Here is a 9,843-nt window from a genome sequence, read left to right on the forward strand (position 1 = left end):
GCTCGTTGGCCCGGCGGGAGCACGTACGGCCCGCCGGAGTGATCTCCCGGTCCTTGGCCCAGTACAGCTGGAACCACCGCTCGCCGTCCTCCGCCGCCTCCGCGACCTCCTCCATCGGTGTGCTCGACGACGTGGACAGGATGAACGGCACGCCCTGCGCCGCGGCGGCGCGGGCGGCGGCCTTCTCCGCCTCGGGGTGCACCCTGACAGGCATGCCCACACACGCCGCGCGTACTGCACAACTGGAGTCCAAGATGACCACCACACCTACCTCAGACGAAACACCGAGCGCCGTCACGTCGGCGCCCACCAGATGGCGGGCGGCCTGTCCGCCCTCTTCATCCGGCGTTGGCTGGACTACTCCGTTCCCTGTTGCGTGATCGGGGAGGGCGGTGATCTCTGACCGGCGGGGACCGACTCAGGTCGCCGCGTATGCCGGTTTCCAGCAGGACTTCGGTGGGGCCGCGACCGAGCACGTCCTGTTCCAGAGCGACGAGGATCCGGCGCCCGAGTCCCCGCCCGCGAGCGGGTGGCGCGACGTAAATCCGTTTGATCTCGGCGGCCGAGGTGTTGAGGGTGCGCCAGCCACCGCAGGCCAGTGCCGGCCCGTCCCCGAGTCGGGCGACGAGGAACGGGCCGTTGGGGGCGTCGAATTCCGCGTTCTGGGTGGCTCCGGGGTCGTCGGCGGTGCCGTAGGTGGCCAACTGCTCCTGGTGGAGGGCTCGGGCGAGGGTGCGGGCGTCGGGGCTGCCGCAGGGGACGGCGGTGAGCGTCCATTGGGGGGCGGCCTTGAGTGGCGAGGTCATGGTGTCGATAGTGCCCGCCACCGGGGCGTCGGCCCAACCGCCCGTCGGGTCGGAAGAGGCTCAGTATCCCCAGCCTGCGTAGATGATGACGTTCTCGCCGTTTTCCCTGGCTCCGACGCACACGTCACGCCAGTCGAGCAGCCAGCCGCTGGAGCGGCACTTCTCCCGCTGGAGGCCCAGTTCGCGGATGATCTCCGGGCGGGACAGGCCGTCCTCGCTGATGACCGTCGCGGCGCGCCAGCAGCCGCCGGAACCGCAACTGGTGCCTTCCTCGATCATGGTGATACCTGGCGGCAATGTGGGAAGGGCCTCGGTCGACGGGGCGTCCGAGCCTTCGCTGATCAACAGCGCGTACAGGAGGCCGGCCACGAGGGTGAGGGCGAACTGCACCCCCAGGAAGCCGATCGCTCCATTGCGACGGGAGATCCATTCCGGGGGAGGGGAGCTCTCGTGCCGTCCTTCCAGTCCCGCACCGCAGGCGATCAACAAGGGCTCGAGAACCGTGAACACGAGATGGGCGTCGGGCCCAGGGGCGTCGATCCCGCCCTGCTGGACGCTGATCAGCAGACCGGCTCCGGCGAGCAGCGCGCCGCCGATCGCGAAGCCGACAGGGCGGGTGCGGGCGATCGTCATCCAGACGACGGCGGGCGCAACGGCGAAGAGTATCCCCAGGACAGTCAGCACGTACGGAGGGACGTGCGACCCCGAGCGCCCGGTTCCACACGACCCGGGCTCATCTCAAGACCGTCCGGCGTCCGCTGACAAAACGTTCAACCAGGACCGACTACGCCCCCTCCCCCGCACCCGGCGGGATCAGCGTAGGCCGGCCTGCCGTGAGTGCGACGTGTGCGCGCCCACGGCCTTGTCGGTGACAGCAAGCCTGCCTGTGCGAGAGCCAACGCGCTTCGGGCTCACAGGAGCCGAAGCACGATGGTAGTCAGCAGCAACACGTGGTGACCTGCGAGCTTGGCCGGGTGAAGCACGGTGGTCGTCACCAGGTCGGCGCGCCACCTGTCACCAGTAGCGCGCGAAGCATGACGGGTGTCACCGGCTCCGGCGCTCAGCCGTCTCGCAGTTCGCCGGGATGGCGCACCAGTGCCAGGAAGCCCTGGCTTGATCGCAATGACAGCGACTGCTTACGCCGGGTTTCAGTCGCCTCAAGTGGAGCAGTGGCGTTGGCCGCCAATGCCTGCGGGGGTCGCCGCGCCCGTGAGGTAGCGGTCGAGCATCTCGCGGCGCTGAGCGATCTGCTGCTCTTGGCGGGCGAGTTCGTCACGGACCTGCCGGACGCGGGCCAGGAGTTGTGTGCACTCGCCTTCGGGTGGTGTCGGTGCGGTGCAGGGAAGGATGTCCCGGATGATCTGGGAGGGCAGTCCCGCGCGGTAGAGGTCCTGGATGAAGGTGACCTGGCGCACGGCTTCCTCACCGTACTCCCGGTATCCGTTGGAGCGGCGGTCGCTGGAGAGTAGCCCTTGATCCTCGTAGTACCGAAGCGAACGGGTGCTGGTCCCGGTGGCCCTGCTGAGTTCTCCGATGCGCACGCCGTCTCCTCCGCCGATCCAAGCTTGACATTCACGTTAATGTCAGAGTTTACCGTCCTGAGCATGAAGACGAAGGAACAGACGAGGCAGCGAATTGCGGTCGTGACCGGCGCCGCGACAGGCATCGGGGCCGCGATCACCGAGCGGCTGGCCGGGCAGGGCATGCACCTGGTCCTGGTCGCACGGGACGGCACACGCCTGGAGGCGGAGGCCAAGCGGCTGCACGCCGAGCACGGGGCCCAGGTGTCGACGCTCGCTCTGGATCTGTCGCACCAGGGTGCTCCTTCCCGGCTGGCCGAGTGGCTGGCGGGTTCGGGAATCGAGGTCGACGTGCTGGTCAACAATGCCGGCGTCAGCTTGATGGGGCCGGTCGCCGACACCGATGCCGCGCGGGTGCGGGGCCTGATCGACCTCAACGCCGGCGCGGTGGCGGAGCTGACGACGCTCTTGCTGCCCCCCATGGTCGCGCGGCGGAGAGGTGCGATCGTCAACATCGCGAGCACCGGTGCGTACGCGCCCGCTCCGTATGTGGCCGCCTACGCGGCCTCGAAGGCGTTCGTGCTGTCCTTCACCCAGGCGGTGTGGGCCGAGACGAGGAGGACGGGGGTGCGGGTCGTGGCAGTCAGCCCCGGTCCGACCGACACTGCGATGAACACACGGCGCATGCCGGGCAAGCGCGGGCCCGGTTCCGTCGCGGACACCGTCATGTCCGCCTTGCGCGGCCGGGGCCCGGCGATCGTGGACGGCCGTCTCAACACTTTCCAGACCTTCGTCTTCGGTCGCGTGCTGCCCGCGTCAGCGGCTGCCCGGATCGCGGAGCGATCCCTGCGCAAGGCGGCGCTCGGGAACTGAGTTCCCGCGCAAGCCCCGGATCCATGTCGCCCTGCCAGGAAGCCGCACAATGGCGGCAGACACCCCTGCCAACAGCGCTCTGGGCCAAGCTCTGACGCGAAGTGACAACAAGCCTGCCTTGGTGACACCTGTCGCGCTTTGGTTCATCACACACGGACTGAGGGTGCCGGCCGTTTCGCTCCCACTGGGGTCTGTCTTCCAACGGATCTTGCCCAGAGCAGGAACGATGCGAGGGTGACCGCCGCTTCGTAGGAAGTGGCGGTCCTTTCGCATCGGGTCGCAATGCCGCGGAAGCCCTTGAGACGCTGGTCGGTCTTCTCGGGGATGGTGTGCGCTGTGCCGCGTTTTCGCAGGTCGGCACGGAAGCCTCGGGAGCTGTACTAGCCGCAGGCCGACTGGGTCTGGATCTTGACGCCGGTCACCGTGGAGGTGGAGCTGAAGTGAAAGGTCTGGTTCGGCTTCAGGCACGCGTAGTACGTCACGCCGTACTTGTCGTAGTAGCGCAGCCTGACCCGGTCGTCGTTGCGGGTGTTCCTGACGTAGTTGGCGCCTCGGCTCTTCGACCCGAGATTCTGGTAGTAGTCGGTGACGTCCTGGTACGCGGCGGTGGGGTTGCCGTTGTCCCAGTTGCTGTCGGTCATATAGAAGCAGACGCGGGGCCAGCCGCACCCGTTGTAGTCGCCGGCCGAGGCGGCGGGTGCCGTGGCCAGCCCTGCGGTGGCGAGCGCGGCAGCTGCCGTCGCCACGACGGCCATCCGCTTGGTCATCTTCACTCGAACACGCACAACGCATCATCTCCCCGGTTCTGCCCCAGTGGGTACGTGCCGGTCGGGCACACCTGACTGTCTCCCGAACGCCGATGCCGCGGTACCTGCAACTGTTCAGGTTGCGCGGCCTGGTGCTCCGGCCCTGAGCCGTTTCCCTCCGGCGGTCAGCAGTGACTTCGCAGTGCCTCGGACTGGGGCAACGGCACTGCTCGCGGTCGGCGCAGCCGACGCACTCCGGGCAGAAGGCCTGCGGCTGTGTTACACGCGCGAAGTCGCGACAGTGAGGCTTGCCATCCGGGCCAGACGCAGGGAGGTGGACTCGTCGGCCGGCGTCATCGCGGTCGTCCGATGTCCCGTCTCCGAGACGCTGGTGGAGACGAAGTTCAGCTGCAGTTGCCCAACAAGAGGGCTTTCAAGGCGTTTTGTCTGGTCCCGTTTCGGGTCCCGAAGGCTCCTCGCCATCGGCGGACTCATCCAGGCCGCGCTACTGAGCGTCACAGCCGTCTCCGTGTTCCTCCAGGGTGCCGGCCTGAACTCCTGGACGTTCGCCGCCCTCCTCGCCGGAGTCGGTGTCGGTCAGGCCTTCATGTTCGGACCGCTCGTCGGAGCGATGATCGCCGAGGTCCCTCCGGCATCTGCGGGAGCGGCGTCCGGCGTCCTTCAAACCACACAGCAAGCCGCCATGGGCCTCGGTGTCGCCGTTGCCGGAGGTCTGCTCGGTGCGGCCCTGACCGGTTCCACGGCCCCGACAGGTCAGGCCTATACGAGCGCGCTGGCGCTCTGCATGCTCGTCCAGGCGGCATTCGCCATCGCGTTCGCCCTGTGCGCGCTCGCCCTGCCCCGGCGCTGACAGCGCCGGACCGCCCTGGGACCCGTCGTCCCCAGCTCACGATGTGTGGGGTGCAGAGGGCGGGCGGGCGGGGCGACGCGGAGCCGCGACCGGTCCCCTGTTCCGGTCGCGGCCTCGCGCCCGGGGTACCCCGATCGGTCAGGAGCCGCAGCAGCCGCCTGCCCGGGCCTGCTCGGCAGCCACCCCGACCGCCGCGGGGCTGCCGAGCTGGACGGGCTGCGGCGCGGGCGCGCAGCAGCCGCCGTCGGCCTGCGCGGCGTCGGGTGTGTCGAACAGGCCGGCGCCGCCGCAGACTCCGGTCTCGGGGAGGGTGAGTTCCACTCGGTCGGCGAAGGCGAGGTCGCCGGCGATCGCCGCAGCGACGGAACGGACCTGCTCGTAGCCGGTCATCGCCAGGAACGTGGGAGCACGGCCGTAGGACTTCATGCCGACCAGGTAGACGCCCTGCTCAGGGTGGGAGAGCTCGCGGTGGCCGTGCGGGTAGACGGTGCCGCAGGAGTGCTGGTTGGGGTCGATCAGCGGAGCCAGTTCGACGGGCGCCTGGAGGCGCTCGTCGAGGCCGAGGCGTAGTTCGCCGAGGAAGGACAGGTCGGGGCGGAAGCCGGTCAGCACGATGACTTCGTCGACCGCATCCAGCCGGCGCCCGTCCTCGCCCACCAGGACCAGGCGGCCCTCGGGGTCGCGCTCGATCACCTCGGTACGGAAACCGGTGACCGCGTCCGCCCGGCCCTCGTCGACGGCGGCCTTCGCCACCAGCCCCAGGGCGCCGCGCGCGGGGAGCTGGTCGGCCTCGCCACCGCCGAAGGTGGAGCCCGAGATGCCCCGGCGCAGGATCCACACGCTCTTCGTCCCGGCACCGTCGTCGGACTTGCCGAGGGCGGCGATGTACGCGAGGGCGGTGAAGGCGGACGCGCCGGAGCCGATCACAGCGGTGCGCTTGCCCGCGTACCGGGCGCGGACGGCAGGGTCCTTCAGGTCCGGGACGCGGTAGGTGATCCGGTCCGCGGCGCCCTTCTCCCCGAGGGCCGGGAGGCCGCTGCCGCCGGCCGGAGACGGCGTGGCCCAGGTGCCGGAGGCGTCGATGACCGCGCGGGCGAAGACGCGCTCCTCACGGCCGTCGGCATGGGCGACGTGCACGACGAACGGCTGCTGCTCACGGTCGGCGTCCACGATCCGGTCCCGGCCGGCCCGGGAGACGCCGGTGACACGCGCGCGGGTGCGGACGCGGTCGCCGAGGACGCCGGCGAGTGGCTGCAGGTAGCGGTCGACCCAGTCACCGCCGGAGGGGTAGGTTGCCGGGTCGGGCCGTGTCCAGCCGGTGGGGGCGAGGAGCTTCTCGGCGGCCGGGTCGACGACTTCGTTCCAGGTGGAGAACAGGCGCACGTGCGACCACTCGCGCACCGCTGCGCCGGCAGTGGACCCGGCTTCCAGGACCAGGGGTTCGATGTCCTGGTCGATGAGATGGGCGGCGGCGGCCAGGCCGGCGGGTCCGGCTCCGATCACGACGACGGGCAGCTCGGTGGTGGCGGGCGCGTTCACGGCGACTCCTCGCTTGTTTCGACATCTGTCGATGACTTGCGCGGCCCAGCATGGCACCTGTATTGATGGGCGTCAACATAGACATACGTCGAAGCCAGGGGGTTCGCCGATGGAGTTGCATCGACGTCGCCGTGATCGGTGGCGGCCAGTCGGGATTCGCCACCGCCCACGCCCTGCTGCGGCGCCGGCGCCGTCCGCCGCACCGGGGGCGGCGCTGCCGGGCCCGTAAGGGTTCACCGGCCAGGTGCCGACCGCCGCTGACTACCGCAGCCCAGCCCCGTTCAGCGGCCGTCAGGTGGTCGTGGTCGGGGCCGGAAACTCCGCGGTGCGGATCACCACCGAGCACGCCGAGGGCACACGCGTCGCGCTCGCCACTCTCGGGCCGGTGGAATTCGCGGCCCGGCGCGCACTCGGCCGCGACCTGCACTGCCGGGACGCGGAGCGGGTCGCCCGGCGCCCGACCGCCCACCTAGCGTTCCGAGGAGGGCCTCCCCGCACTGGTTCGACGTGTGTCAACATAGACACATGTCAAATGCGAAGGTGCTGCCGCTGCTCGAAGCCGACGGTCAGGGTGTGGCGCCGTGCTGCCCGCCGCTGACCGAGCGCCCGATGACCGCCAAGGAGGCCGCGACGGCCGCGCGGATGTTCAAGGCGCTGGGCGACCCGGTCCGGCTGCGACTGTTCTCCGCCGTGGCCTCGCACGAGGGCGGGGAGGCGTGCGTGTGCGACATCTCCGACGTCGGCGTTTCCCAGCCCACCGTCTCCCACCACCTGAAGAAGCTCAAAGAGGCCGGGCTGCTCACCTCCGAGCGGCGCGGCACCTGGGTCTACTACCGCGTCGAGCCGTCCGTACTCGCCGCGATGGGCAAGCTGCTGGTAGGCGCCTCGGCTGCGGTATGACCGCACCCTGGCGCCGCCGGCGACGCCAGGCCCGCCGCCGCGTCGGACAGTTGCCAGAAGCGGTGGCGAGGCGGCCGCATGGGTCTGACCGGCGAGTACCGCGCCGTGGTTCTACCCGGTGCTGATTGGCGGAGCGCCCCCGGCCCGGCCTCACGGACAACCAGCGGCTCACGGGTCCGCCCCCTGGATCGGATCCACGGCCACGGCGGTACACGCGTCCCGAGGCCCCGATCGGCGCGGCGCGGTCAGCGGACAGCAGGGCGGTGGTTGATGGCGAGCACCCGGTCCACGGCGGCGGACAGTACGGTGTCGTCCTCGTCGGTGCCGGCCCAGGCTACGTGCCCGTCGGGGCGGACGAGAGCGGCGCGCACGGTGGCCCAGGCGGCCGGGGGCCGGTCGAGGGTTGCGGTGAGCACCGCGAGCCCCGGCCGCGTCCGGTCCGCCAGGACGTTCGCCGTCAGGTCGACCAGGAGGTGGCTGCCCGCGCGCAACCGGGAGAGCAGGCGCTTCTCGGAGCCGGTGAAGGCCAGGTCGGGGGCGCGGGTGCCGGTGAGCGGGTGGGCTGCCGGGTCCGGCGTGGAGTAGCTGACGGCGAGCCCGGTGAGACGTTCGGACAGCGCCTTGTTGAGTGCCGGCTGGGTGGCGATCATCTCGCTGAACAGGGAACGCAGGTCGAGGCCTTCGGGGGCGAAGCCGGTCATCAGGGCGGTCTGGGCGCGGCTGTGTTCCATGAGCTGGGCGCCTACGGGGTGGCGTTCGGTGTGGTACGTGTCGAGCAGTTGGTCAGGGGCCCGGCCGTGGAGGGTGGCGGCGAGCTTCCAGCCGAGGTTGTGCGCGTCCTGAATGCCGACGTTCATCCCCACGCCGCCCGCCGGGAAGTGCTGGTGGGCGGCGTCACCGGCGAGCAGGATCCGACCTCGCCGGTACTGGGCGGCCAGCCGCGTCGCGTTGCCGAACCGGGAGAGCCAGACGGGATCGCGCATCCCGAAGTCCTCACCCGCGACGGCGATCGTCTTGACCCGCAGTTCCTCCAGGGGGAGGTCGCCGGGCCATTGCGTGGTGAGGCTGTCGGGGCTGACGCCGACCACGCGGTACCGCCCGTCGGGCAGCGGCGCGACCATCACCCCGCCCCGGGGCCCGAAGGTGCTGAATCCGGGGCGCGGCGGGCTGTCAAGGGTGACGTCGCCAAGCCAGCCCAGGATGGTGGAGGGCGTTCCGACGAAGTCGATGCCGGCGGCGGTGCGCACGGTGCTGCGGGAGCCGTCGCAGCCGATGACGAACGCCGCCCGGAGTTCGTACGTCCCGTCCGGCCCGTCCGGCCCGTCCACCCGCACGGTCACCGATTCCGCGTGCTCGGTGAATCCGGTGACGCGGTGACCGCGCACGATCGTGGCGCCGAGCGCGAGCGCGTGCTCTTCCAGCAGTTCCTCGGTGCGGGCCTGGGGCAGGGCGAGGGTGTACGGGAACGCGGTCTCCAGCGTCCGGAAGTCGAGCCGGTCGTCGAGCACGGCGAAGTGACCGCCCGGGATCGGCAGGCCCTCGGTGAGGAAGGGCTCGTGCACGCCGCGCGAGGCGAGGATCTCGATGGTGCGCGGGTGGATGGTGAGGGCCTTGGAGCGTTGGTCGATGTCCGCACGCTCCTCGACGACGGTGACGGGAACTGCGCCCAGCCGCAGTTCGGCGGCGAGCCAGAGCCCGACCGGGCCGCCTCCGGCGATGACAACCTGCTGTTCCATGAACCATCCTAGGTCAGTGACCAATAACTGTGTCCGCAGTAAACTAGGTCAATGACCAATAGGCAAGCGAGTGAGGGCCGCGGCCCTCGACTGGACCCCGCAACGGTGATCCGTACCGCGTTGGAACTGCTGGACGAGAAGGGTCTGGACGCCCTGTCCACCCGGGCGGTCGCCGACCGGCTCGGCGTACGGATGAACACCGTGCTCTGGCATGTGAAGACCAAGGCCCGGATGCTGGAGCTGATGGCGGACGCCGTCGTCGGTGAAGCCCCGCTCGACGGCCTTCCGGCCCCGTGGGAGGATCGCGTCCACGAACTGGCCCGCCGCTACCGCCGCGCCTTGCTCGCCCACCGCGACGGCGCCACGCTCGTCGTCGGCACGTACGCCGCCGAGCCACACATCCTGCGCTTCGCCGACACCCTGGTGCGCGCGTTGCTGGACGGCGGTCTGGACGAACGGGAGACCGCCTGGACCACGTGGACGATCATCTACTTCACGCTTGGCCTCACCCAGGAGGAACAGGCGGCAGCCCAGCAGCCCCCCCACGGCCGCCTGGCGAACGCGGTCTCCGAGACGGGCCACCCCGCCCTCCATCGCGTTCTCGGCCATCTCGACACGGAATCATTCGGCGAGCGTTTTGAGTTCGGCCTCTCCGCGATTCTCACGCGAAGGTGACCGAAGCCCGCGGCGTGCGCCTTGGGCTGTGGTGTCGTACCAGGTGGGCTTCCCGCCGACGGTGACCTTCGGTGGCATCCGGTATTTCCTCGACGCCTACGTTCTGCACCACTTCAGGCGCTTGACCGTCCTCCGGAAGAGAGCACGTTATCTGTACCGGCGGGGCGAGGATTCCGC

At 70.3% G+C, this 9,843-nt stretch carries 10 protein-coding genes and 1 pseudogene; 4 read left to right on the top strand and 7 right to left on the bottom strand.

Translation table 11 applies throughout. The annotated features are described in order from the left end of the window. Positions 1-37: 37 nt before the first annotated feature. The 4 genes and pseudogenes from ABEA26_RS22960 to ABEA26_RS22975 all read right to left on the bottom strand — a co-directional run. A pseudogene (locus ABEA26_RS22960) lies at positions 38-220 on the bottom strand (alpha-hydroxy-acid oxidizing protein); the annotation flags it as partial. 118 nt (positions 221-338) lie between these two features. After that, positions 339-806, bottom strand: a complete 468-nt coding sequence (locus tag ABEA26_RS22965) for a GNAT family N-acetyltransferase (protein ID WP_345595033.1) — start codon at positions 804-806, stop codon at positions 339-341. A gap of 60 nt (positions 807-866) precedes the next feature. Continuing rightward, entirely contained in the window at positions 867-1,439 is a 573-nt protein-coding gene (locus ABEA26_RS22970; protein ID WP_345595035.1) for a hypothetical protein, read from the bottom strand. A gap of 524 nt (positions 1,440-1,963) precedes the next feature. Next, positions 1,964-2,347, bottom strand: coding sequence for a MerR family transcriptional regulator (locus ABEA26_RS22975; RefSeq protein ID WP_345595037.1), 384 nt, complete (start codon positions 2,345-2,347; stop codon positions 1,964-1,966). 63 nt (positions 2,348-2,410) lie between these two features. On the opposite strand from ABEA26_RS22975, the gene ABEA26_RS22980 reads away from it, so the two are divergent. After that, complete coding sequence (locus ABEA26_RS22980) at positions 2,411-3,199, top strand: SDR family NAD(P)-dependent oxidoreductase (protein WP_345595039.1); 789 nt, start codon at positions 2,411-2,413, stop codon at positions 3,197-3,199. 380 nt (positions 3,200-3,579) lie between these two features. On the opposite strand, the gene ABEA26_RS22985 is transcribed toward ABEA26_RS22980, so the two are convergent. Further along, a complete protein-coding gene (locus ABEA26_RS22985; protein WP_345595041.1) occupies positions 3,580-3,984 on the bottom strand; it encodes a hypothetical protein in 405 nt (134 codons plus the stop codon). A 490-nt stretch (positions 3,985-4,474) separates the two neighbouring features. On the opposite strand from ABEA26_RS22985, the gene ABEA26_RS22990 reads away from it, so the two are divergent. Then, a complete protein-coding gene (locus tag ABEA26_RS22990) occupies positions 4,475-4,816 on the top strand; it encodes an MFS transporter (protein WP_345595043.1) in 342 nt (113 codons plus the stop codon). A 138-nt stretch (positions 4,817-4,954) separates the two neighbouring features. Here ABEA26_RS22990 and ABEA26_RS22995 read toward each other — a convergent pair whose 3' ends face one another. Continuing rightward, positions 4,955-6,355 (bottom strand): NAD(P)-binding domain-containing protein, encoded by a 1,401-nt coding sequence (locus ABEA26_RS22995; RefSeq protein ID WP_345595045.1) that lies wholly within the window; start codon positions 6,353-6,355, stop codon positions 4,955-4,957. Positions 6,356-6,880: 525 nt separating this feature from the next. On the opposite strand from ABEA26_RS22995, the gene ABEA26_RS23000 reads away from it, so the two are divergent. Then, positions 6,881-7,255 (top strand): ArsR/SmtB family transcription factor, encoded by a 375-nt coding sequence (locus ABEA26_RS23000; RefSeq protein ID WP_345595047.1) that lies wholly within the window; start codon positions 6,881-6,883, stop codon positions 7,253-7,255. A gap of 245 nt (positions 7,256-7,500) precedes the next feature. Here the strand turns inward: ABEA26_RS23000 and ABEA26_RS23005 are convergent, their stop codons facing one another. Next, a complete protein-coding gene (locus ABEA26_RS23005) occupies positions 7,501-8,991 on the bottom strand; it encodes an FAD-dependent monooxygenase (protein WP_345595049.1) in 1,491 nt (496 codons plus the stop codon). A 51-nt stretch (positions 8,992-9,042) separates the two neighbouring features. Here ABEA26_RS23005 and ABEA26_RS23010 point away from each other — a divergent pair, with 51 nt between their 5' ends. After that, complete coding sequence (locus ABEA26_RS23010) at positions 9,043-9,666, top strand: TetR/AcrR family transcriptional regulator C-terminal domain-containing protein (RefSeq protein WP_345595051.1); 624 nt, start codon at positions 9,043-9,045, stop codon at positions 9,664-9,666. The last annotated feature ends 177 nt before the right edge of the window (positions 9,667-9,843 follow it).

It is taken from the genome of Streptomyces marokkonensis, from assembly GCF_039539045.1.
In the GTDB taxonomy this organism is placed as follows: domain Bacteria; phylum Actinomycetota; class Actinomycetes; order Streptomycetales; family Streptomycetaceae; genus Streptomyces; species Streptomyces marokkonensis.

What these genes read in the sequence shown, in the direction of transcription:
- ABEA26_RS23010 (WP_345595051.1), top strand. Translation starts at nt 9,043, where the DNA reads ATGACCAATAGGCAAGCGAGTGAGGGCCGCGGCCCTCGACTGGACCCC.
- ABEA26_RS22980 (WP_345595039.1), top strand. Translation starts at nt 2,411, where the DNA reads ATGAAGACGAAGGAACAGACGAGGCAGCGAATTGCGGTCGTGACCGGC.
- ABEA26_RS23000 (WP_345595047.1), top strand. Translation starts at nt 6,881, where the DNA reads ATGTCAAATGCGAAGGTGCTGCCGCTGCTCGAAGCCGACGGTCAGGGT.
- ABEA26_RS23005 (WP_345595049.1), bottom strand. Translation starts at nt 8,991, where the DNA reads ATGGAACAGCAGGTTGTCATCGCCGGAGGCGGCCCGGTCGGGCTCTGG.
- ABEA26_RS22965 (WP_345595033.1), bottom strand. Translation starts at nt 806, where the DNA reads ATGACCTCGCCACTCAAGGCCGCCCCCCAATGGACGCTCACCGCCGTC.
- ABEA26_RS22970 (WP_345595035.1), bottom strand. Translation starts at nt 1,439, where the DNA reads ATGACGATCGCCCGCACCCGCCCTGTCGGCTTCGCGATCGGCGGCGCG.